Annotated in this window: 15 protein-coding genes; 3 read left to right on the forward strand and 12 right to left on the reverse strand. The window is 36.3% G+C overall.

Annotated elements, in window-relative coordinates:
- Window positions 1-52: 52 nt before the first annotated feature.
- Window positions 53-1,288, forward strand: coding sequence for a 3-deoxy-D-manno-octulosonic acid transferase (locus AsAng_RS17770; RefSeq protein ID WP_264788436.1), 1,236 nt, complete (start codon window positions 53-55; stop codon window positions 1,286-1,288).
- Window positions 1,289-1,364: 76 nt separating this feature from the next.
- Here the strand turns inward: AsAng_RS17770 and AsAng_RS17775 are convergent, their stop codons facing one another.
- On the reverse strand, window positions 1,365-2,621 hold the full coding sequence (locus tag AsAng_RS17775; RefSeq protein WP_264788437.1) for a hypothetical protein: 1,257 nt from the start codon (window positions 2,619-2,621) through the stop codon (window positions 1,365-1,367).
- 599 nt (window positions 2,622-3,220) lie between these two features.
- On the opposite strand from AsAng_RS17775, the gene AsAng_RS17780 reads away from it, so the two are divergent.
- A complete protein-coding gene (locus AsAng_RS17780) occupies window positions 3,221-3,793 on the forward strand; it encodes a glycoside hydrolase family 73 protein (RefSeq protein WP_264788438.1) in 573 nt (190 codons plus the stop codon).
- A gap of 423 nt (window positions 3,794-4,216) precedes the next feature.
- Here the strand turns inward: AsAng_RS17780 and AsAng_RS17785 are convergent, their stop codons facing one another.
- The 3 genes from AsAng_RS17785 to AsAng_RS17795 all read right to left on the reverse strand — a co-directional run bounded on the left by AsAng_RS17785 (window position 4,217) and on the right by AsAng_RS17795 (window position 8,203).
- Window positions 4,217-6,601, reverse strand: coding sequence for an alpha/beta hydrolase family protein (locus AsAng_RS17785; protein ID WP_264788439.1), 2,385 nt, complete (start codon window positions 6,599-6,601; stop codon window positions 4,217-4,219).
- A gap of 63 nt (window positions 6,602-6,664) precedes the next feature.
- Window positions 6,665-7,315: a suppressor of fused domain protein gene (locus AsAng_RS17790; RefSeq protein ID WP_264788440.1), complete on the reverse strand. Its 651-nt coding sequence runs from the start codon at window positions 7,313-7,315 to the stop codon at window positions 6,665-6,667.
- Window positions 7,316-7,468: 153 nt separating this feature from the next.
- On the reverse strand, window positions 7,469-8,203 hold the full coding sequence (locus tag AsAng_RS17795; protein ID WP_264788441.1) for an LOG family protein: 735 nt from the start codon (window positions 8,201-8,203) through the stop codon (window positions 7,469-7,471).
- A gap of 931 nt (window positions 8,204-9,134) precedes the next feature.
- On the opposite strand from AsAng_RS17795, the gene AsAng_RS17800 reads away from it, so the two are divergent.
- Window positions 9,135-10,085, forward strand: coding sequence for a fatty acid desaturase (locus AsAng_RS17800; RefSeq protein ID WP_264788442.1), 951 nt, complete (start codon window positions 9,135-9,137; stop codon window positions 10,083-10,085).
- Here AsAng_RS17800 and AsAng_RS17805 read toward each other — a convergent pair.
- The 8 genes from AsAng_RS17805 to AsAng_RS17840 all read right to left on the reverse strand — a co-directional run bounded on the left by AsAng_RS17805 (window position 10,082) and on the right by AsAng_RS17840 (window position 23,069).
- Window positions 10,082-11,413, reverse strand: coding sequence for a D-arabinono-1,4-lactone oxidase (locus tag AsAng_RS17805; protein ID WP_264788443.1), 1,332 nt, complete (start codon window positions 11,411-11,413; stop codon window positions 10,082-10,084). The genes AsAng_RS17800 and AsAng_RS17805 overlap by 4 nt on opposite strands.
- A gap of 506 nt (window positions 11,414-11,919) precedes the next feature.
- Window positions 11,920-13,113 (reverse strand): amino acid deaminase/aldolase, encoded by a 1,194-nt coding sequence (locus tag AsAng_RS17810; RefSeq protein WP_264788444.1) that lies wholly within the window; start codon window positions 13,111-13,113, stop codon window positions 11,920-11,922.
- A gap of 48 nt (window positions 13,114-13,161) precedes the next feature.
- A complete protein-coding gene (locus AsAng_RS17815; protein ID WP_264788445.1) occupies window positions 13,162-14,940 on the reverse strand; it encodes a neutral/alkaline non-lysosomal ceramidase N-terminal domain-containing protein in 1,779 nt (592 codons plus the stop codon).
- Window positions 14,941-15,299: 359 nt separating this feature from the next.
- Window positions 15,300-16,451 carry a hypothetical protein gene (locus AsAng_RS17820; protein ID WP_264788446.1) on the reverse strand — a complete coding sequence of 384 codons (1,152 nt, stop codon included), beginning with the start codon at window positions 16,449-16,451 and terminating at the stop codon, window positions 15,300-15,302.
- A gap of 925 nt (window positions 16,452-17,376) precedes the next feature.
- Window positions 17,377-17,856 (reverse strand): Hsp20/alpha crystallin family protein, encoded by a 480-nt coding sequence (locus AsAng_RS17825; RefSeq protein ID WP_264788447.1) that lies wholly within the window; start codon window positions 17,854-17,856, stop codon window positions 17,377-17,379.
- Between the two features lie 308 nt (window positions 17,857-18,164).
- Window positions 18,165-19,076, reverse strand: coding sequence for a hypothetical protein (locus AsAng_RS17830; protein WP_264788448.1), 912 nt, complete (start codon window positions 19,074-19,076; stop codon window positions 18,165-18,167).
- 302 nt (window positions 19,077-19,378) lie between these two features.
- Window positions 19,379-21,328: an arginine--tRNA ligase gene (argS, locus tag AsAng_RS17835; protein WP_264788449.1), complete on the reverse strand. Its 1,950-nt coding sequence runs from the start codon at window positions 21,326-21,328 to the stop codon at window positions 19,379-19,381.
- Between the two features lie 298 nt (window positions 21,329-21,626).
- A complete protein-coding gene (locus AsAng_RS17840) occupies window positions 21,627-23,069 on the reverse strand; it encodes a T9SS type A sorting domain-containing protein (protein WP_264788450.1) in 1,443 nt (480 codons plus the stop codon).
- Between the last annotated feature and the right edge of the window lie 188 nt (window positions 23,070-23,257).

The following is a 23,257-nucleotide window of genomic DNA, read 5'->3' on the forward strand; positions in this document are numbered from 1 at the left end:
GGCCGACATTACCTTTTTTATGTCCAATTCGTATCGTTTAGAAGCTTTTTTAATGGCAAAGTTACTGTATTATTTAGGAGTTTTTTTGTATAAATTTACAATTCATTTCGTTGCTTTTCTGGGCAATACCAAAGCAAAAAATTGGGTAAATGGTCGTAAAGATATTTTTAAACGACTAAAACAAACGTTTGAAAAAAATCGACATCCTGTTATTTGGATACACTGTGCTTCTCTTGGGGAGTTTGAACAAGGGCGCCCTCTAATTGAACGTTTAAATACTCAATTTCCCTCCCATAAAATCCTCTTGACTTTTTTTTCTCCTTCTGGCTATTTGGTGCAAAAAGACTACAACAAAGTAGATTGGGTCTTTTATTTACCTGCTGATTCTCCTAAACATGCAGCTCAATTTATCTCCATTGTTCAACCTCAACAAGCTATTTTTGTTAAATATGAATTTTGGTATTACTACTTAATGCAGTTGCAAGCACAACAAATTCCTACCTATCTAATTTCTGCTATTTTTCGTCCCAATCAACCATTTTTTAGATGGTATGGCACACTCTTTCGTCAAATGATTGGTTGTTTTCAGCATATTTTTGTTCAAAATGAAGCTTCTCTCCTATTACTAAAACAAATTGGTTATCAGAGAGGAGTCATAGCAGGAGATACACGGTTGGATCGAGTTTTAGCCATCAAAAAGCAAGCTAAAACATTTCCTATTTTAGACGCTTTTTGCCAAAAGCAATATACCTTAGTTTGCGGTAGTACTTGGCCAGCTGATGAGGCTGTTTTGGCAGATTTTTTTCAACAATTTTCAGCTTGTAAATTGGTAATTGCACCGCATCAAATTGACAATAAACACCTTCAACAAATAGAAGAATTGTTTCAATTTACCAATTGCTTACGTTATTCTCAACAAGCTACTGCCGATGAATTGGCTCAGGCATCTGTTTTGATCATTGATAATATAGGGATGCTGAGTTCTATTTATGCTTATGCCGATCTAGCTTATATTGGTGGTGGATTTGGCTTAGGAATCCACAATATACTAGAAGCTGCTGTCTTTGAAATACCAGTTTTGTTTGGTTCCAATTATCAAAAATTTCAAGAGGCAAAAGATTTAATTGAAGCAGGCGTTGCCTTTGAAATAAGCCATGCTAAAGATATGCTTTATAGGGTCCAACAGCTACAACAAACAGCTGCAAGGGCAAAAATACAACAACAGGTACAACAATATATTAATCAGCATAGTGGTGCGACCCAAGTCATCCTAAAACATCTTGATTGATAATTTTTAAGTAAAAAGGGCATCTAAACATTTAGATACCCTTTCAACAATAAATTGTTATCTCCTGCCTATTATTCTAATAAACTCTATGTACAATATAATCTGCTTTCCAACTGTAAAAATTAACTTGAGAATTCCAGCCAAACCATGCAAAAGGAGTAGCATGACCATTGACCGTCCCTGGAATATAAGCATACCAGTCGCCATTATAACGCATATTTCCAGACATGTTTAGCGTTGTTCCAGCAAAAGAAGGAGTTCCCAAAGGCTTTAAGGATCGATTCCAATCTCTTTCAAAAGTATTCCAAAAAACCTTATTGGCAGAATAGGGTGTCCAGTTAGGTGCATGCAAAGTTGGACGAACCAAGGTTGTGTTAATTTCGCTCACTTTGACCTCGTCTATTTTTTTCCAACCGCTACTATTATAAATCCAATGGTGTACACCATCACTTTCGATTCTATATGCCACAATAGCATACTCTGAATTATTTCCTGCTCCTGTTTCTTGGCGATAACCTGTCTTGATTTTGATTTCTCTAGAATCAAATCGAGTAATTGCTCTTGCAGCACTATTAGCTTCACTAGATCTAGTATTCTCAGCAGATGGGATAATGCCTTCGCCCTCAAAAATGGTAGCATGATCTATCAAAAATAATGGATTAGACGTTTCTAAGGCTGTCTCCTCTCCCAAAATAATTTCTTTAGAAGGACCATCTTCGGCATAATACCAAGTCACAATAAAATCCTCAATAGAGGGGTCATTACTACAATCTGTTTCAATATTAGCAGACAATAAAGGCTGTTTATTCGCATCCACATTGGATAAATTAGGTACAAAAATGGCTGGTACGTATTTTTCGATCTGTGTGGTCTCTAAAAACTGCAAATTGGGTAAGATTGGCGCATGTGTCATATCTTTTGCGATCTCTTCTAATGATAAACCACGAAGCGCTAAATTGTCATTAATTGCCTTATAATATTGTGGGGCAATTGTTTTGAGATCTAATAGATAAGCTGTTTTTAATTTAGATTCTTTTGCCATATCAAGAATCGTCTTATTAAAATTATGATCCTTAATTAAGGCTTTTGTTGCCAAAGCAATTTCATAAAGATAGCGATTCAATTTTTCCTCGTCTTTATCCTCAGTATTTCTCATTAATACATCAAGCGATTGCTTATTTTCTAGCAAAGGAATTCTATCCAAGGTATAATCCTTAACCGATTCAAAATTTGTGTCAGCGACCTTGCCATTCAAAATTTGCTCTTTCTCACAACTGACAAGAGAAAGCCCTAGAGAGCACATCAGAAGAGAGCCAATAATAATTTTTTTCATTTTTCAGTATAAATTTGAGTTACTGCCTTACTTTGTTTTAAGGAGTGTTCAGGTCAATCTTTTCTCCTAATTCAAACCATAAAAAAGAGTGGTTCATATAACACGATTGAAGTTATCGCCCAATAAAAAAACTCCTTTTGCATTTCAAATTTATTCCTTTTAAATAATAATCAACCTAATATACATCTCTCACAAACTCATTTAACACACTAATAACGGTCTTCATTTCATTTTCGTCAACAGCCATTCTTTATTCGTTATTTATCCATATAAAAACAATTGTTTCTTTGACAACTTGTGTGGAATCGTAAACTACCTTGCCTGCTTATTACTACTTTTGTTATAAGTTATAGGTTGTAAGTCGCATGTCCTGTATTTACAGGAATTTACGACTTACGACCTATAAAAAAGTAGTTCAAAGCTTACCCTTTTTTAGTGTTTACCACACAGGTTATCAAAGAACCAAACAATTTAAATGTGTTGTAATTCTGTAACAAATCGCCTTAGAAAAACTACTTTTGTGTTTTTAAGCAATACTAATTTTAAACAGATGTCGTTAAAACTTAACGATCTCATTCTTTTCACCAAAACACAACTCTATGTCATTAAAACAGTTGTTTTTAATTACCCTTTTTGCTTCCTTATTAGCGTCTTGTTCTGTTAATAAAAGAACAACAACTCCTAGCACTAAACCCTCTTCCAGCAGCAGTAGTTCGGCAGCAGCTCGATACACCATTAAAGGACCATCGAATGCGGTTGCCTATGTAGAGAAATACAAACATATTGCTGTAGCGGAAAGTGTTCGCACAGGTATTCCTGCTAGCATCAAACTAGCACAAGGAATTTTAGAATCAGGTTATGGCAGTAGCCAACTCGCCCAAAAAGCCAACAATCATTTTGGTATTAAATGTGGGGGCAACTGGAAAGGAAAAACCATGCGGTATAAAGGCAGTTGTTATAGAGTTTTTAGAAGTGGAGCAGATGCTTACAAAGAGCATTCTAATTTCTTGGTCAATGGTTCTAGGTACGATTTTTTATTCAAACTAAAACGAACAGATTACAAGGGCTGGGCAAAAGGATTAAAAAAAGCTGGTTATGCTACCAATCCTCAATATCCTGCAAAAGTAACGGAGCTAATTGAACGTTATAAGCTTTATAATTATGACAAGTAAAATTATTGAAGGTACTTTTAAATAATACTCCGCTGATTAGTTCCCTACGGTCATGAGATAGTTTTTAACAAAAAACATAAAAAAACAGTGCCTTCACTTTTACCTACGGTGCTAGGCATTCCAGTTGGTACACAGTACCAAGCTGCTCGTGCACTATGTTTATGTGGTATAGCTTTGGCTATAAGCATGCCCAGTTCACTTCGTTCATGTATCAATTTGATAATCAGTCTTTTAACACTTTGGTTAACAAAAACCTATTTTACTGATTATCAGATTGATACGATTTTCTAGCGGAGTAATGTTTAAAATAAGCCAAAGCTAAATACACTGTAAAGTAATCATTAGATAATTACTTTACAGTGTACTAAAAGCATCCCCTTGCAAATTACAGTAAAAAGCGTTTAAGCTTGGCGTATAGAAAAATTACTTAAGGTATTTTTCCAACCAACAATCTTGCTCCCAAAGCAAATGCAAAATCGATTCTTTGGCACTATAACCATGGCTTTCCTTTGGCAAAATAACCAGTCGTGCTGTTGCTCCTAAGCCCTTTAAGGCATTAAAATAACGCTCTGATTGGAGCGGATAGGTTCCAGAATTATTGTCCGCTTCACCATGCACCAACAAAAGAGGCGTTTTCATTTTGTCGGCATGCATAAAAGGAGACATGGCATTGTACACTTCTGGCGCTTCCCAATAATTGCGTTCTTCACTTTGGAAACCAAAAGGCGTTAAGGTTCGATTGTAAGCACCACTTCGAGCAATTCCCGCCGCAAATAAGTTGCAATGAGACAATAAATTAGCCGTCATAAAAGCACCATAAGAATGCCCACCAACAGCGACTCTGTTTCTATCAATATACCCCAAATTATCTACGGCATCTATTGCTGCTTTAGCATTGGCAACCAACTGAGTTCTAAAACTGTCATTGGGCTCGGTATCGCCCACTCCTACAATTGGAAAAGAAGCATCATCCAAAACAACATAACCTCTCGTTACCCAATAAACCATTGAACCATAAAAAGGATAAATAAATTCATTAGAGTTGGTGGTCACCTGCCCTGCGCTGTTGTTATCTTTGAATTCTCTAGGATAAGCCCAAACAATCATCGGCATTTTTTCTTTCTTTTCTTTATCGTACCCCACTGGTAAATATAAGGTACCAGACAGCTCTACGCCATCTGCTCGCTCATAGGTTATGACCTCCTTATGCACCGCTTGAATGCTTTTAAAGGGGTTTTCGAACGCTGTGATTTGTACAAGAGAATCCTCTTCAAAAATATTCCGAATATAATAATTTGGATAGTCTGTGGGCGATTCTATTCTTACTATAAATTGGCCTTCTTTTAGTGCAATAGGAAAGTAAATGGCTTCCAACTTAGTCGTATAGGTAGATTGGTAACACCGCTCTTTTTGCTGAGTATTTAAATTCAGCTGATCTATAAAAGGAAATTGCCCTGCTTCAGAATGCCCTTCTCCTACCAGAAAGACAGTATCTTCTTGTAGATCCAACACCAAGCGGTTAAACGCATTTTTTCGAGTTACAAATTCACCTGGATCATTGTATTTATCTTGATAATTTCGATCAAAAATAACCTTAGGAGCTTGATTAGGGTCAGAGGGGTTAAAGGTATAAACCTTCGTATTCCTGTTGTTCCACCAATAATCGTGGGCAATGGCCATTTGATCGTTTCCCCATTCTATCGTGTCAAAACGATTGATGGTTTGAAGGATCAACCTAGGAGCTTGCTCAAAAGGCACTTCCCATTCATAGATGGCATCTCTAAACGGCACCTCTACCCCAGCATCTCCTCCATCCAAAGCTTCTGCCCAAATCAAACTAGCAGGTCTATCATTTCTCCATTGCATCATTCTACGCCCTTGACGAACCGACATAAACCCTTTAGGAATTTCTTCAATTAAAGGTACTTCATTGATCGTTTTTACCAATTTCCCTTCACTAGTATATAATTGGGTAATATGGGGAAAGCGAGTATAAGGGACTAAATAAGAAAAAGGAGGATGAATGGTCATCACCTGCACATATTTTCCATCAGGAGAAAACAAACAAGAACGATACATTGCCTGTCCTTCGAGCCACTGAGTTTGTTCTCCATCCAAGGTCACTTTATAGAGTTCCGAGGTTGTTAACGCTTCAAAGTTATGCTCGTCATTTTTATTTTTTAATAAATCTTGATAGGTTCTATTTTGTGCTTTTGAGCCATCGCTAATCGAAATTGTTGGTCCTGCTGGAATCACAGTTGTTGTATCAATCAATTGCTTCCTTTGCTTAGGCAACAAACGCAGCAACAAGGCACGACTATCCTCAAACCAACGAATTGGATTGCCTAAATTGGCGTTTACATTTGCTGAGGTTAATCGATCTGCCTTAGCTTCTTTTAAATCTAAAACCCAAGCCTCTACCCCACTTTCTGTTGTATTGGTAAAGGCCAATTTTGTTTGACAAGGTGACCATATAAAATTAGCCAAACGAGGCTCAGTAGGCAAACCATGAATTGTTTTTGCCGTTCCTCCTTTTACTAATTTAACTTGCAGATTATTGTAATAAATGGTTCTACTCCCAATATTGGTTATTGGATTCACTCTCAAGCCCCCTAAACGCAATTCTTTTGCTGAAAGCTCGGCAATCGTCTGGTAACTATCCCTATAAATTAGCAACATGTATTCCCCTCTTCTATCCATCTGTACAAAAGGCGCACGAGGTACATCCACCAAGTCTAAAATTTCTTTTGGAGGTTTTTTATAACTTAAGTTATCTTCTTCAATCCTATTGGGAGCAGTCAATTCCATTTATTTTGTATTTTATATTATTCGTTTTCAATAAATCTTTAGGGTAAGTCTATGCTTAAGTATTTACGTTCTATTAAGATCTGTAATCAGCAATGGATTTTCTTTTTTCAAGGTCTCCGCCAATTCCTCTACAGCCTCTACAGTAGGATTTTCCAACAACGGTTCTAACTCCTTAGCTGTAATCCCTACCATTTGCAAGAAAGTTACTTCTCCATGGGGAGTCTGAATAGTTCCTAGCTCTGGATCTTTTACAAAAATCAGTCCCACAATTTCACTATCTGTATCCACACGAATACATTCATTAACAGGTACAAAATGATTTTCTTCAAACCAATTGCCACTTTCAAAAACATAACGAGCCAAGTTATTCATTAATTCTATTACCCAAAGAGGATCCCCCTCATCTCCCTCAAAAGGCTTTAACCGAAAGGTAAACTCTATGCCCCATTTGCTATAGTCTCCGCCAACCAATTCGGTATCGTAATAAAGTTCTGACATTCCATAACTCACTAAATGAAAATGAGTCATTTGCTCTTGGCTAGTATAAATACTAATGCCATCCAAAGGATCTGGTCCACCAGTTACATAAGGTACTTTTGCTGCATAATGCCTAGGCTCTTCCCCTTCATATACCGTAGCCAATTGTTGGTCAAGATAAAACCAGCCTACCGATTCTTCTTCGCTAAAGGTATTGATGTATTCTTCTTTTGTCATTTTAATTTGACGATTAATTGTTTCAAGTTATTGTGATTCGATTCATGCTGTTTTCTCTAAAAAAACACGAATAGTTATTGCTTGGCAATAAATTTAAAAAAGTCCTCTCAATTCACGATTGAGAGGACCAACTATTTTCTTTTTTTTATGATCTTAATAAGGCAAATTAGGCTTAAGCTCCTCTGCTTCATAAAAATTATTGATAATTTCAACCACTTCCTCAGGAGAATCAGTGATAGGAATCAAGTCCAAGTCTTTGGGGCTAATCGTTGCATATTTTTCCAACAAAGATTCTTTCACCCATTTAAACATTCCTTCCCAAAAATCTACCCCCATCAAAACAATAGGAATCTTGGCAATTTTTTTAGTTTGCACTAAGGTTAAAACCTCAAACAACTCATCCATCGTACCAAAACCACCTGGCAAAACCACAAAAGCTTGTGCATATTTAACAAACATCACCTTTCTGATAAAGAAATAGTTAAAGTTGAAAACTTTATCCACGTCTATATATGGATTATAACCTTGTTCAAATGGCAAGTCAATATTTAATCCAACAGAAGTTCCCCCATTCTCCTTAGCTCCTTTGTTGGCAGCCTCCATAATTCCTGGTCCTCCTCCTGTTATAATTCCATAACCTTCTTGTACCAATAAACCAGCAATGCGTTCTGCCAATTTATAATGTGGGTTATCGGGTTTGGTACGTGCAGAGCCAAAAATAGATACACAAGGATCTATTTTATTAAGTCGCTCGTATCCATCTACAAACTCAGCAATTACTTTAAATACAGTCCAAGAATTTGAAGCTTTCATTTCATGAACACTGTTCCATTCTTTGGTTTGTTTCTTAGATGGCGTTGCATCTAAGCCGTTCGTCTCCTCTATCATATTTCTTCTATTTTTATTATATAATATCTTAATAATTAATATTCCCCATCGATCTCCTGAGCAATAATTGCACTAAAACATAAAAAAGTAGCTTGTATTTTAATTAATTATGTTATTAGGTTAGCGTACTACCGTGCAGCTACTAAGTAGTTTTGGTCTATTAGGACAAGCTGCTCATTCGCTAACTTGCCTTGTTGCTGCATTCGTAAACCAAACAATACAACTCATCAGGGAGTAATGAGTAATAATTTGTTAATTCTATTGATAACATTCCATTATTTCAACACCTATTAGACGATAAATTATAGAATGTTTCAACAAAAAAATGTTTTTCTATTTTGTGCTAGTGTTGTACGTATAAATAGGCTATAATCTTGCCAAAAAATACAAGATTTTAAATCAAGCACGAAATAACAAGATATTAAATTTTAATTAAAAAAAAGGGATAAAAATTAATAATTTTCAGTTTTTTTAACAAAGAAGAGAAAACCTATCTCCTTATAAAGAGGATGCCTATTTCGATAAGGCTTAAAATGGAACTATTTATCTATTTGATAAGCCCAAACAGCTTGTTTTTTTATCTGCTATTTTCTTATTTTATCATTATGTTGAAAACCCGAACCCAGCTATGCTGGTTCACGAGTGATAACAAACCGACCTCAGGGAGCTCATAAGCACTAGCGCACTAGCTAATCTAGCAACGCAGTTAAACAGAGTGAGTAACAAGGCTCCCGCAGTAGCAACGCAGTTAATCAACAGAGTATTATTATTTAGAATAGTTTTATTTATTTATTCTAAGCGAAAGCATCTTTTTTATCTAACAAAATAGGTTTAAATTAGTTGTATCAATCAACAGCCAAAAATTGTTGTTGACAATTCTTTTTGTTAGACCTTACAAAAGGTGTTATACCCCTTCAAAATTAATAAGAAAATGGATACTAATTTTTACAAAAGCCCCCAATTAACGCATGAACAACTTAGCACCCTAACCAAAAAACGCAATAATCCTGCTTTGTTTCGTTTTATTATTCTATACAGTTTGTTTTTGGCAGCAAGTGTAGGAGTAATACTGAGCTGGGGAGGTTCTTGGCTAGCGATACTGATTAGCCAATCGTTTTTTGGAATGTTGATTTGTAGTCTTTTTGCCTGTCAACATGAAACCGTCCACAATACTGCATTTAAATCCATTCAATGGAATAAAATAGCCGCCTTTTTAACGGGAATGGGATACCTCTATGCTCCTACTATGCTTCGGGAATTGCATTTCACCCACCACAGGCATACCCATGAGCCAGGACTCGATCCAGAAATTTCTCTTGGGGGCAAAGCCATTCCATCTATAGTGAGTAACTTGCCCTTTTATCTAAGCTGGTTGTCAGGTCTGCCTCTTTTTATGTTCAAATTAGGCATGTTAACCTTAGGAGCATTGGGCTTACCAGAACCCATCCGAAAAAATGTATACCCTTTTGTTCAACCAGAAGCAAGAAAGGCAATAGCAATCGAAAGTTTAGTTATTCTATCCGTACATATTTTGCTGGTTGTTTTAGCCGTTTACTACGCTCCTAATATTTGGGGGTTTTATGTTGGTCAATTAGTGGGGCACTGTTTTTTGGCAAGTTATACCGCTCCAGAGCACAATGGCTTACCTCATGAAGGCAATATTTTGGACAAAACACGAAGTATTCCAAGTTCTCGCTTTGTTAAGCTATTGATGTGGAACATGCCTTATCATGCAGAACACCACGCCTATCCTTCTGTTCCCTTTCACGCATTGCCTCAACTACACGAAGCATTAGGTGACGAGCTAAAACACAAAGACAAAAATCACCCCGATTTTCATTGGATGATTTTTAAACAGACTACGATTGGTTCCAAAGATTAGACCAGACCAAAAATGTTTTCTAAATGGGGGTTTAAGAATAGCCCCTGAGGGTCCATTTTTTTTCTTAAGGTTAAAAAATCTTCCCATTTGGGATACGTTCTAGCTAAATTGGCAGCAGTTCTAGTGTGCATCTTGCCCCAATGCGGACGTCCATCATATTGCATAAATAGTTCTTCTACCTCTTTAAAATAAGGATTGTGAGGCGTTTTGGCATATACATGAACCGCTATATAAGCAGAATCACGACCATAAGCTGGACTCAACCAAATGTCATCCCCTTTAACAAAACGACATTCAACAGGGAAAAATACATAGTATTCATTTTCCTCCACCATTTTTTTAAATTGCTGAATACAATCCTTAAAATGCTCTATGGGAATGTTGTATTCCATTTCTTTGAAATAAACATTTCGAACGGTCGCATATATTTTATGGCTATAATCGATGGTTTTTCCTTTAGGGACAACCTTTGCCATTCCCCGACAAAGCCTCTTAAAAGTACTAGGAAAAGCTGTTCCAACCTTGCAGATCAAATTCATGATGGTGTTCTCTAAAAAAACATCATTAATGTAGGCTAACACTTTATTGTTTTTGACGGGTTGCTCAGTAATGTTAGATTCTTTGAGTTGTACAATATTGGAATAGGGAAAATAGTAGAATTCAAAATTTCGATTTTTAGAGTTATAATCTTCCAACTGCTCTAAGGTTTCATAAAAATCACCAGCAGAAGATACATACTCTAATTTATAAGCCTTCATTATCTTAAAAGTCATTTGGGTAATAATGCCCAATGCCCCCAAAGATACCCGTCCCGCAACAAATAAATCTACATTTTCTTCTTTGGAGCAAGTTAACACTTTTCCCTCTGCCGTAATAAGGGTAAAGGCAACTATTTCAGTACTTACATTTCCAAAAGCTGTCCCAGTGCCATGTGTACCAGTAGCCGTAGCTCCTGCCAAACTTTGAACATCAATATCTCCTAGATTGATCATAGCAAACCCCTGTTTGTACAACTCAGCATTGGTCTTATTAATAGATGTTCCCGCCCATACCGTTGCCTCTAGATTTGCCTTATCTACAGAAATCACCCCTGCCATATACTTCAAAGAAACAATAAAATGATCTGTTTCTACTAGTGGCGAAAAGGAATGCCCTTCCCCTACAACACGAATTTTTTTCTGTTCAGCCTTCGCCAAATGAATAATCTCTATAATCTCTGCCTCTGTTCTAGGGTAAAAAATACGATTGGCTAAACAAGTTACATTTTCCGACCAATTTGACCATTGAGTCCCCTTATTTCCTGCGCTTTTAATCAGTGCTTCAATCATTCTATACTTGATAACGAGCGTCCGTTTAAAAGGGGAATTTCACTTCTTCCTTATATTTTTCAACCGATAAAAGGGATAGCCCCCAACGAACTCTCCATTAATAATGGATATAGGCTAAAAGGATGGAATGCTGTTCTGTTGCAACAAGCCTGTCTTTTACTAATCTATCAACAAATAGTAGCATCTATCTTTGTCAGATTGTTAACAATACACCTATTCATTCTTAGCCTTTTACTAAAATTCTATGTACAGGACAAACTATAAAACGAAGTGCTCACGAGCAAAGCGAGCTAAACAGATAAAGAATACTTGTAAAGTAGCGTTTAAGCTAAAACCTATATTCCGATCTTAGATACTAGACCGCTTTGCTTTTAGATTTTAGACCCTATAACAGCTTAGTAGGGTCTAAAATCTAAAAATAGCTCGACTAAAACCCTTATTTCATTTAAAAAAATTGTTTAGCTCGCTTTGCTCGTGATATAGTTTGTCCTGTACTCAAACTAAAATTATAAAAAACATTGACCATCTCCACGATAGGTTGTTGTTTTTTCAATAATTTTTCCATCTTGCACCAATAAAAGTTCATTAAAACGCTCACAAAGCTCCCCCGCCTTGCTGTGTCTAAAAAAAATAGGATCGCCCAATTTTAAGGACAGATTGCCTTTGTAATAGATGGGAGTTTGGACTTCTCCCGCCATTTCATTGGGATACAACTCACAGCCTTTAGGCAAATAAGGTTGGGGTAGTTTATTAATATTAAGAGGTCCTGAAGCAACATAACCTCCCCCCAAACAAGTATAGACATGCGCCTTAGGTTGTCGAACAATCTCAATGGCATAACCTGCCGAGGGAAGATGCCTAAAATGTTCATAACTATCAAATAAAGTAGGCATATAAAAACCTGATCCAGCCGCTATCTCGGTCACTAATTCTTCTCTCCTAGTAATTTCAATACTCCCTGTTCCACCTCCATTTACAAAATCTAAAGCCCCTACTCGCTCCTTAGTTAACTCAACAATAGCAGTTCTACGGGTACGAATTTCTCGAATTGATCGTTTTTGGAGCATTCTAATGACTGTATTTTTTACGCCTTGCCCCTCTACATTGTTTCCGACTCCTGCAATCTGTGCTTCATAGCCCATAATTCCTCTTAAATCAACAAAAGGAAAATCAGATAGGTGATCTAAATACTGCTCAACGGCTTCAATTGTATTGAGACTAGAACGATAAACCCCAAAATAAATTCCAGGAAAGGTACTAGACATATCCACATCCATACAAATAGGAATTTTCACCTTGAGTTGAGCCCCAACTTGATTAATTTGTTTTAGGTGCTCGATTTTGTCGGTCATCAAATAAATTTTCTTTCCCTTTTTAACAGCCTGTCCTACTTGCTCAATATGCTTGGGATGAAAAGTAGGATAAGCCACCAACAAATCATCAAAGCCCAACTCGCTCAACCAGACCGCCTCCAATGCCGAATAACACATGATCCCCTGATACTGCGGACTGTACTCTAGTATTCGACGCATTAAAGAAACACAACGAATAGACTTAGAAGCGATTCTAATTTTTTTGTCCTTAGCCCGCTCCAAAATATCTTTTATATTCTGATCAAAAAAATCTAAATCAATATAAGCAAAGGGTTTTTCTTCTCCTTCAAATACCGCTTTGTAATACGAGTATGTACGTTCTTCCATTTTTTTATTTTATGCCAGTCCCTATCTATAATTGCTCTATCTACGCTATTATTCTTCCTCATCTACCTTCGTATCATCGGCTTCTAATTCCGCTAAAATACCCAAGTCATCCATCCCTGTCCAAATGTCTTTCATTTCAAACATATCAGGTTGTAAAGAAACCATTTTTCGATCCTCTGGATCTTTTAATAACTCTCTTGCCAACTCTTTAAATTTCATTTGATAAGCCGCCAAAGTCCATTTACCAAATAGCGTATGTCCCCCTTCATACAATTGCATCCTATATTCTTCATAAGTTGTAATGTACCCTGCATAAGAATTTGCATAAGGAGAAAGCAATACTTCAGACACTCCCCGCTCTTCTAGTACTTTGGCAACAGTATTTCTCAAACGAGCCCCTGCTATGGTCGTAATTTCGGCAGGTACCCCTACAATGGCAAGGTTGCCAATGATAAGAATCTGTAACGGCAATATTTTTGGAATCCAAGGTGTTTTTTTTCCATAGCCTACCTTATTTGCAAACTTAATCAACTTAATAGAAGGATCTACAAAACCAGGAACCACTAATTTCTCAGGGTGCACGGCTCCTGCGGTCACACCCGTATTGTGATTAATAACAATTGCTTTGGGATGGTGGGCATTGTAATAACCAATCACTTTCTTTTGGCGCTCTGTATTCTTACTCATACGTGCAGCCATCACCTCTACTTGGCGGATTGAGCCCAAAAATACCCGAACAGCTTGCCCCACGATCTTAGCAGCACCCTGCCCGTCCGTAGTTCCCTCCAAAAAAGACATTCCCCAAGTAGGATCACTAGTCGTTTCATGCTTTAAGCCCCCTGTATAAGATTCCTCTATGCCAATATCCGACATATCAACATACATCAAGATAGCATCCAAATCACCACTGATCGTTTTACCGATTTTAGAAGCAGAATCAAAAATTTCTTTGGCCTTATCCGATTGCAAGCCGCCATTATAAGCAGCACTTTCATAATCATCTAAGTGTTTGCCACGATATTCTCTATGTTTGCGCTCCCAAATAAAATTAGGGCTAATATCGCCTGCTGCATCTTGTGCAAAAGCCGTTACAATATTTTTATTGTCGTATTTTTCTTGCAAATATTGTTCAAATAAATCCGCAGCATAACCCTTGTTGTCATAACAAACCTTATTGTAACGATTCGACACACTAGTGGTATGGACGCCAAACCAATTAAAACTACCAATTGGTTGTCCTTCATGATCGTCAAAACGCAATAATTTCATGGTTCGGTCTGCGGCAAGATGGCGTTTTTTGACAGGTACACGTACACCTACCTCAGGGTTTTGGTTATAAGCTTTGATTGATCGATTAAAACAGATCTCAGCCTCTTTATCAAACTCCCCTTTGTGGTGACGAATGCTTCCAGGTTTAAGGTTTTTGTCGGCTTCAACAATTGCTTTTACAATAGCATCAGAATAACGTAAATAGACATCTTCTTGAAAGCCTGGTGTTGTAAAATTATACGCCAAATGCTGCGTATATCCCCCAGCCGCACTATGGGTGTGTTGTGCAGTAATCATTATATTGGCATCTGAATACCCCAAGGTCGAATATTCTAAACCTAAACGAGCAACGACTCTAGCCTTTAGATAATTGGTTGAAAAGCAAAAATCTGCATTTACAAAAGCAATCTTCTTTCCCTTTGATTCTATCACAAATGCTCTTGCAAATTGCGGAGTTTCTATTCCTTGTAAGTTGTGAAAATGCATGCCATATCCTAGCATTCCGACACCTTCTTTAAAATAAGTCATTTCGACTTTACTAACACCAATTTTATACATAGGTTCTCTCTTTTATTAAAATTTAATGGCTGAAGCTGTTTGGTCATTATAAAATAGCACAATAGCTAAGCAAATAGTGGTTTTTAAGACAACAATTTTCTCTAGTTAATGGTTTCTTTTTACCCTAAAAATGATGCTTATTTTACAGCAAAAATCATGTCAAATTTTAACTAACCATTTAATTAAACAAAAAAATCCAATACAATCCAAATAAAAGCTTTTATTCTTTGTAAAAAAGCCTAAATCAAGGATAGAAATGGGCATTAATAAGCCTCAAAATGCAAGTCTTTCCAACAAAAAAGAAGCCCTATCGATAAGATAAGGCTTCTTCTATACTGCGCTAATAAGGTCTGGGGCTACTACATGTAAGGAGAAGTATAATCTATTTTAAGTCCCGCAGAAAGTCCTTTAGCAAATACATCTACAAAATCCTTTTTCTTTAATGCTGTTGCGTCTAGTTTCCCTGTCTTTCCTCCCTTACTAATAATATCGTAAATCATATCCGCACAGCCTTCTGGAGATTTTTCAATCTTGAGTAATTCCGCCTTAATATCTTTTTCTTTTTCTTCTGTAATATTCATGTCGGCCTCTGTATCGAGTCCTAACAATTTTCCTGTCAATAGGTCAATAAAAACATTTTTCAGATTAGCTCTATAGCTATTTCCCTCCCAAGGAAGTCGATCTACATTACAAACCCTAATATCTGCAATATGCTGTTTCCCTAAATCAAATAACAATTGAGCCTGTTTATCAACCAACTTAGTCTGTCCTTCATCAGCATACCAACCTATACCGAAGAAACCCTCCTGTAGATACTTGATTTCTCCTGTAACTTGATAAGTATACCCATCATCCAACACGATTTCAGCATGTTCTGGCACAGAAACACCGTGTGCTGCTTGAGCATTCAAGCCAGTTTCTTCATCTTTAGCCCCCCCTACCTTTTTTAGGTAATAGTTTTGATGGTTGTGCTTAATTTTGTAAATAGGATGTGTTCCTTGGGTATCCACTTTTTCAGGTGTTAATTTTGTTCCCACTTCAATCCCATCTAATTTTCCTTTAATTTTTGCAACCTCTTTTCTGGCGTCTTTTTTATCTACTGGTACATCAGGCAACTTCAGTTGTTCTAAACGCCTCATAAGATCTAATTCATCCTCATCATTTTGTTCGGACAAATCTTGCTCTGGCTCAATGGGCTTTTTTAACATTTCCAATCGTTTCCATAGATCCCCTAAACCATCATCCTTTTCATCCTCATCCTTACTGACCTTTTCAATAGGCTTTTTATCTTTCTTTTGTAGACTATCTTCCTCCTCTTGCGTTTGAGGTAATGCTTCATTCAACTGCTCCAGTTTGCCAAATTCATCCCCTTTTTCAATGCCCTTTTGTAATTTAACAATTGGATCATCTTCTAAGGTAAGATCTAATGAAGTTTTATTCTTTAAATCTTTATCACTATTAACTGACTGCTGGTCAAAGTCTTGAAAGTTTGGATCTTGATAACTACTCATTGTTTATTTATTTACTTGGATGATTCATTGGTAAAATAACACACTTCTACAGGCTATTTTTAATCACCTAAAATAAGTAAAAATATTTGCAATAAAAAATTGTATTTTAAAAGTTATGGTTATTTAATTCATAAGCTAACTTTGCCCCATAAACCAACACACTGAGATTAAGAAAAGACAACCTGTCCAAAAATAAAAAAACCAACCTGAGCGTATCAAGTTGGTTGGTTATTTATTTATTTTATTTTTATCGGAACTTCTTCTCTTAGACCTATAATACTATATTGTATTAATCTTCGCATCTAGCATAAAAGGTTTTTTCCTACTTTCAATTCAAATCTATATCTTTCATATTTCAAAACAGCCTCCAAGAACAAAAATCACTAAAAACCAAATCATTACACATGTAAATAAAATAACTTTATTTTCAATATGATTCACTTTCTCAAAATTATATTCCCCTAACATCTTTTACATTAATAAATTATATGGCAGAACCTCTATTAATAAAGAATAAAATTAGGGCTTATTCAAAATTAAATACTGCCAAAAATAAAAAAAACCAACCTGAGCACATCAAGTTGGTTGGTTATTTTCTTTACTTTATTTTTATCGGAACTTCTTCTCCTAGACCTATAATACTATATGGTATTAATTTTCGCATCTAACATAAAAGTTTTTTTTCCTAAACTACAATTCAAATCTATATCTTTCATATTTCAAAACAACCTCCAAGAATAAAACACACTACAAGTCAATTTATTATATATACAAATAAGTTAACTTTATTTTCAATGTGGCGCATCTTCCAAAATTTACATTTTCCCACATATATAGCCCACTAATAGATAAAAAGTTATCTCGGCACAAAACCGAGACAACTTAAAAACCTATAATTACTACTCATCTTTAATGCTATCCTACCTTAAAGCACATCAATGCTCAATTTTGTTTCCTCTACTTCCTTTTTAGGAATAGAAACTACTAATACACCTGCCTCATAACTTGCTTCAATTTTATCTACATTCACTGTATTTTCTGGAATTGTAAACGTTCTTTTAAACTCACTACTAACAAACTCTTTGTGTGTATAACCTTCTCCCTCATTTTTATCTTCTTTCTTTTCTTCTTTTTTTGCCGAAATCGTCAAGGTTCCTTGATCCAATTCCACTGTAAAATCTGATTTATTAAATCCAGGAGCAGCTACTTCAATAAAATAGTGTTCCGCTCTATCTTTAATATTAACTGCGGGAACATTGTGGTATCTATTATTGGCTACTGCTCTACAAGCTTTAGCTTCTCTTGCTGCTCTTTTTGTAAAAAAATCATCTGCAAAAAATTCATTCCACAAAGAAGGAAAAGAAGTTGTTGTTGGACGGTTAAAATTTCTTGTTACTAATCTCATAATTCTTGTATTTTTTTAATGTTAACCGCTTTCTAGTCTCTTATTGCTGTACTCACGGTCAATGGTTGTATTGTTATAAATTAATTGTTGTGTTGTTGCTTTCTATTAGTCAAATCAAATACCAATTGAAAAAAAGCGACAAAAAGAACAAAAAACTCAAAAACAACCGCCAAAATGTCACAAAAATTATTTCCCAAAATGCCAAAATGTCAAAAAACGATAAAATCAGCTTATCCTTGGTGCCGATCTAATGATTCCCCCTTAACCTATTAACGCAAAAACCTAATAAAGTAACGGTACGCTGTAAGTTATTTATACAAACTTTGATAAAAATACGAATTCAATAATTTGCGCTGGTAATGTGCTATCGCTTGTCCCACTAAGGTCTCATCTTTTGCTGCACGATATTCAAAATTAGCGGAATCATTCTCAAAATATATCTTATTCTCTAGTACCTTTAAATAAAACCGTACTCGCCCCGTTTCTTGCTCTGCATAAATTTGAGTTGCTGCTGTGTTTAGAAATTTTTGATAAGCCTTTTTAGGATATTTGGTGCGCAATAAGTTGGTCAAATAATCGATTGCTTGCTTATCAATTGCCCCATAATTGTAATTAACCCTCCCAAAAGCATAGGGCGCTAGATAAGTGATGGCCTGTTCTGACTTGCCCAAATATTGGTAACAGGTAGCAAATATTTTATCATTATCCAATTGCTGTCGCCGAGCAAGTTCCAACCAATCTTTTTGCAAAGAATCGATGTAATTTTGATGAAAAAACAAAGCCGTTTCATAATCCTTCTCCCCCATTGCAATATTCCTTAGACCAACTAAAGCAGATAATTTGGCACGATCAGCAATAAGCCCTTGCGCAAAGTAATCTTCCACAAAATCCGTGGTCAACACTCGATCGTAATACCTTTTTGCCTGCTCATAATTTCGCATCAAAAAAGCTTCCTCTGCCAATAAATTATAAAGCCTTGCTGCATATTCTTCTTTTTCACAGCCATATTTTTGTAGGGCAAGATCAGACGCACGATAGCGATCATTGATGCCATTCTCCGTTATCATTTTTTGATAAAAGGTTTCGATTTTTGACAACGGTGGAGCCAAAAAACTAGGCGTATCGGCTGTTTCACAAGCCAACAAATGATTTTCCTGCGCTAATAAGTTTTGAAAAGAAAGGATGGATAGAACCATTACCCAACTACAGAATAACTTCATACACTTACTCATTAATTTTTAAAAGTATTTACCAATCAGCAATACTGTTTTAAATCTATTTTGGATATCGTGTATAGTTCTTTCTATATGGTAATTGTCTTTTTGGTTAGATGTGATGCAGCCACAATTGCTGCTGTTCTTATAGGTCGTAGTGCAATTAAACAATCCCTATGTCTTACTAAACTTTAATTTTGCAACTTTAGTATATTCCTTTTCTATTTTTAGGATTTTTTTAACAAAAAGCGACCTCAAAGTTCAATAACTTCAAGGTCGCCTCTATTTTTTCTCTATTTTTTTCTCCGTTACATTCTATCTGGCATCTGCATACCAATTAGCTTTCCAGCCGCTTTTAATGCAGTTGCTACCGCCTTGCTCATATCCAAACGGAAAGAAGTGGCAGCAGGATTATCGGCATCCAAAATTGTTGTATGCCCCCAAAATTTATGAAACTCCTTCGCCAATTCGTACATATAGTTGGCTATATCCGCAGGATTGTAATTTTGCGCTGCTTTCTGAATGGTAGAAGGCAATTCATGCACCAAAACTAAAATATCTCGCTCTACATCACTCAGTTGATAGCTAGAATAATCAACCAATTCAATTCCCTTTTCTACCACCATTCTTTGTACAGACTGAGTTCTTACATGCGCATTTTGGATATAAGGTCCCGTTTGTCCTTGCAAATCAATAGACTGCTTAGGGTCAAAAACCATGGTCTTTTTAGGCTCTACTTTTAAGATATAAAACTTCAAAGCCCCCAAAGCTACCGCTTCCCAAATTTTGATTTTTTCAGTTTCTGCCAAATCTCCTAATTTCTCTCTGCTTTCCGATTCTGCTTTTACATTGGCAACAACATCAGCCATTAAGTGATCGGCATCTACTACCGTTCCTTCTCTGGATTTCATTCTACCCGTTGTCAAATTGACCATTCCATAAGACAAATGGTGACAATTCTTAGCAAAAGAGTGCCCCAAACGTTTTAGCGTTTCAAACAAGACCTTAAAATGATAGTCCTGCTCATTTCCAACGACATAAACCATCTTATCCATGCCAAAGTCCTTGAATCTCAAAGAAGCTGTTCCCAAATCTTGGGTGATGTACATCGAGGTTCCATCGCTTCTTAAAACCACTTTTTCATCCAGTTTCGCATCCGTCAAATCAATCCAAGTAGAGCCATCGTCCTTCTTAAAAAAGATGCTCTTTTCGGTTGCCAACTCATCCAATACCAATTGCTTTCCTGCCAAGTAAGTTTTAGACTCATAATACAATTGGTCAAAATCAACGCCTAGTTTTTCGTAAGTTTCCTTAAACCCATCATAAACCCAACCGTTCATTTCATTCCACAAAGCTCTGACCTCTTCATCATTGGCTTCCCATTTTTGGAGCATTTCTTTAGTTGCCTGACCTAAGACACTGTATTGATTAAAATAAACTGTCTTGCAAAAATCTCCTTTTATATATTTTTTAAAGCCTTCTTCAAACATTGACTCCGCAATCTTTTCTCGTTCTGTCTCATCATCAATGCCTTTTAGTTGCTTTTTATTTATAAACCTATTTTTAGCTAATTTTGTCTTCGCATGAGCAATGGCTTTTTGACCTTCTTCTGTCTCCTGCCATACCTTATACTCTGCCTGAAAGTGTTTTTCAAATTCTACATAATAATGCCCGACCAAATGATCGCCCTTTTTCCCTGTAGAGGCAGGCGTTTCACCATTCCCCCATTTTTGCCAAGCCAGCATAGATTTGCAGATATGCACCCCTCTATCGTTGATGATTTGTACTTTTTTAACATCATAACCTGCTGCTTTTAAGATTTCAGCAGTTGCATAACCCAACAAGTTGTTTCTAATATGTCCCAAATGCAACGGCTTATTGGTATTGGGCGAAGAATATTCCACCAACACTGTCTGACCATTGGCAGCTTGCTGTCCATAACTTTCGGCTGCTAGTACTTCTTTAACAAAATTTGTCCAATAAGCATCTCCAATGCTCAAATTGCAAAAACCAGGTCCAGCAGATACTGCATTTGCCAAAATATCTGTTTGCAACATCAATTGCCCCGCCATATCAGCCGCTATCTCATTGGGTTTTTTGCCCAACAATTTCGCAAAAGGAAAGGTTATAACACTATAGTCGCCTTCCAAATGCTTTGGAATTTGTTTGATTTGAACTTGTTTGGTTTCTATTTTTTTATCATAAAGCGTCTCTATCGCCTCACAAACGTTCTCTTTTATTATATTTTCTATGTTCATGATACTATTATTAATAGTTTATTGGATTTTTTGTTTTTATCCTAAAAAGCAAAAAAGCATCTTAGAGCCTTTCTTCATTTTCTTTTCGATGAAAACCAAATTTAGACAAGCTCTTATTTGAAATGAATAAAAATTCATCTCAAATGATTTCCTAACAAACTATGCTCTTCTTCTAATGCTAGGTTTTATTATAAGTTTGCAAAGATAATTAACTTAGAAACTATATAAACCATTTGGCTGGCAAAAAATTCCCTTGGTGGAGATATTTTTCACTAGACTCCTTAAATCCCCAAATAGATCACCGTTTTATGAGTTTTAGCAGTTCATTCTTGCGCTCAGAAACAACTTGAACAAAATAGATTCCAGTTGGTAATTCTATCAAATCAAAAAACATATAAGTTGCATTCGTTGTAGTGCCATAAATTTCTTTTCCACAAAGATTCAGTATACGAACGCTCTTAGTCATCGTGTCCTTAAATTCTAAATTCGTTCGTTCGCTTGCGGGATTGGGATACAACAGAATTTTAGAGCTATTGGAGAGAGCGGTTGCTGTTGTTAAGGCAACCAATCGCCCCTCTACTGTATTTCCCCAAACATCGCTCAATCGAACGACAAAACTATCCTTATCATAACCTGTTGGTAAATTTTCTACTAAAAAATCGTATACAAAGGCAACACTATCGTATACAATAGGTATATGCACATAATGGTAAAGACTAAGATTAGTATCTCGTTGAGGTGAGGCAGGATAAACCGCTGGCATATTCACCTTTTCGCTATTGTATCGAGTCAAAGCCGTTTGTTTCCCATTAAACTGATAAGCAAAAACCTTAAATCCAGCGATACAGTCGTGTTCATCTCTTATTGAAGCTCCCTTATCGTAGGCAGCCTCTTTGTCAAATACCGCAGAGAAAGCAGCATTGGAAAATTCAAAACGATTAATCGTTTGATTATAAGGCCAGATAATTCGAAACAAGGCACGATCCGACCAATTCTGCAGCAACTCAATTTTTGCCTCATGGAGTGGCGCTAGAACATTAGGGTATAAAGTTGGGTCAAACAGTCGAGCAGTGTGAATATAAGTATTTCCATACAAAGGATGTATTGCCTTGGCACTAAGATGAAGATGTACATTAGCGGTGTAACCGCTCTCCCCCATGATCCCAATAGTATCGCCTTTATGGATTAATACTGTATTGGCAGGCATTGTATCTGCAAGCGAAGCAAGGCTACCCAAGCTGCTCAAATGTCTATAATTAATCACTATATTTCCGCCCAATGCTTGTGGCAACGAATCGCAAGTTACCTGTACACTCCGCCCCTTACTTGTTTGTTCTAACACTGAATCGGGTCCATTTAAGACTTCGCTGATATACCCATCACACATACAAAGAATAGCGATCTTATTAGCACTATTATAATTGACACTATCGCAAGTAATCGTACTCCAATAATCAAAACCGCCATGGTTATCTGTTTTGGTTGATCGACTACTCAAATATCGATGCCCATAACTTGCTTTAAAATAAAGACCATCATTGGAAGGTGAATAAGTAGTTGTGGTTAAAATATCTGCGCAAATAGGATAGGCAAAATTATACTTAGAAGGGTCTTGCTCAATATAAGCGATAGAAGTATCTCGATATGCATTGGTCGTCATCACTTGAGCAAATGCAGCTCCACTCCATAAACAACCCAACGATAACAACCATGGAGTAGCAGTATCCTTAATAAAATTCATAGCTCACTCATTGGTTTAAGTTCAACAATACGCTCTACTCTTTTAAGATACTAAAAAGCAAACACCTCCCAAAACTATCCACCTCATTTATAGGCACTTAAACAAAACATTACATTTTAATGTTTTTATTTTGCAGATAAAAAATGCTCTATTCTAGTGTAAAACTAAAAATAGAGCATTCTAATTAT

Origin of the sequence: Aureispira anguillae (assembly GCF_026000115.1) — a bacterium.
In the GTDB taxonomy this organism is placed as follows: Bacteria; Bacteroidota; Bacteroidia; order Chitinophagales; family Saprospiraceae; genus Aureispira; species Aureispira anguillae.

Bases quoted from the DNA above. Each gene is read 5' to 3' on its own strand.
- AsAng_RS17770 (WP_264788436.1), top strand. From the start codon at position 53: ATGGCAAAGTTACTGTATTATTTAGGAGTTTTTTTGTATAAATTTACA.
- AsAng_RS17775 (WP_264788437.1), bottom strand. From the start codon at position 2,621: ATGAAAAAAATTATTATTGGCTCTCTTCTGATGTGCTCTCTAGGGCTT.
- AsAng_RS17780 (WP_264788438.1), top strand. From the start codon at position 3,221: ATGTCATTAAAACAGTTGTTTTTAATTACCCTTTTTGCTTCCTTATTA.
- AsAng_RS17785 (WP_264788439.1), bottom strand. From the start codon at position 6,601: ATGGAATTGACTGCTCCCAATAGGATTGAAGAAGATAACTTAAGTTAT.
- AsAng_RS17790 (WP_264788440.1), bottom strand. From the start codon at position 7,315: ATGACAAAAGAAGAATACATCAATACCTTTAGCGAAGAAGAATCGGTA.
- AsAng_RS17795 (WP_264788441.1), bottom strand. From the start codon at position 8,203: ATGATAGAGGAGACGAACGGCTTAGATGCAACGCCATCTAAGAAACAA.
- AsAng_RS17800 (WP_264788442.1), top strand. From the start codon at position 9,135: ATGGATACTAATTTTTACAAAAGCCCCCAATTAACGCATGAACAACTT.
- AsAng_RS17805 (WP_264788443.1), bottom strand. From the start codon at position 11,413: ATGATTGAAGCACTGATTAAAAGCGCAGGAAATAAGGGGACTCAATGG.
- AsAng_RS17810 (WP_264788444.1), bottom strand. From the start codon at position 13,113: ATGGAAGAACGTACATACTCGTATTACAAAGCGGTATTTGAAGGAGAA.
- AsAng_RS17815 (WP_264788445.1), bottom strand. From the start codon at position 14,940: ATGTATAAAATTGGTGTTAGTAAAGTCGAAATGACTTATTTTAAAGAA.
- AsAng_RS17820 (WP_264788446.1), bottom strand. From the start codon at position 16,451: ATGAGTAGTTATCAAGATCCAAACTTTCAAGACTTTGACCAGCAGTCA.
- AsAng_RS17825 (WP_264788447.1), bottom strand. From the start codon at position 17,856: ATGAGATTAGTAACAAGAAATTTTAACCGTCCAACAACAACTTCTTTT.
- AsAng_RS17830 (WP_264788448.1), bottom strand. From the start codon at position 19,076: ATGAAGTTATTCTGTAGTTGGGTAATGGTTCTATCCATCCTTTCTTTT.
- argS (WP_264788449.1), bottom strand. From the start codon at position 21,328: ATGAACATAGAAAATATAATAAAAGAGAACGTTTGTGAGGCGATAGAG.
- AsAng_RS17840 (WP_264788450.1), bottom strand. From the start codon at position 23,069: ATGAATTTTATTAAGGATACTGCTACTCCATGGTTGTTATCGTTGGGT.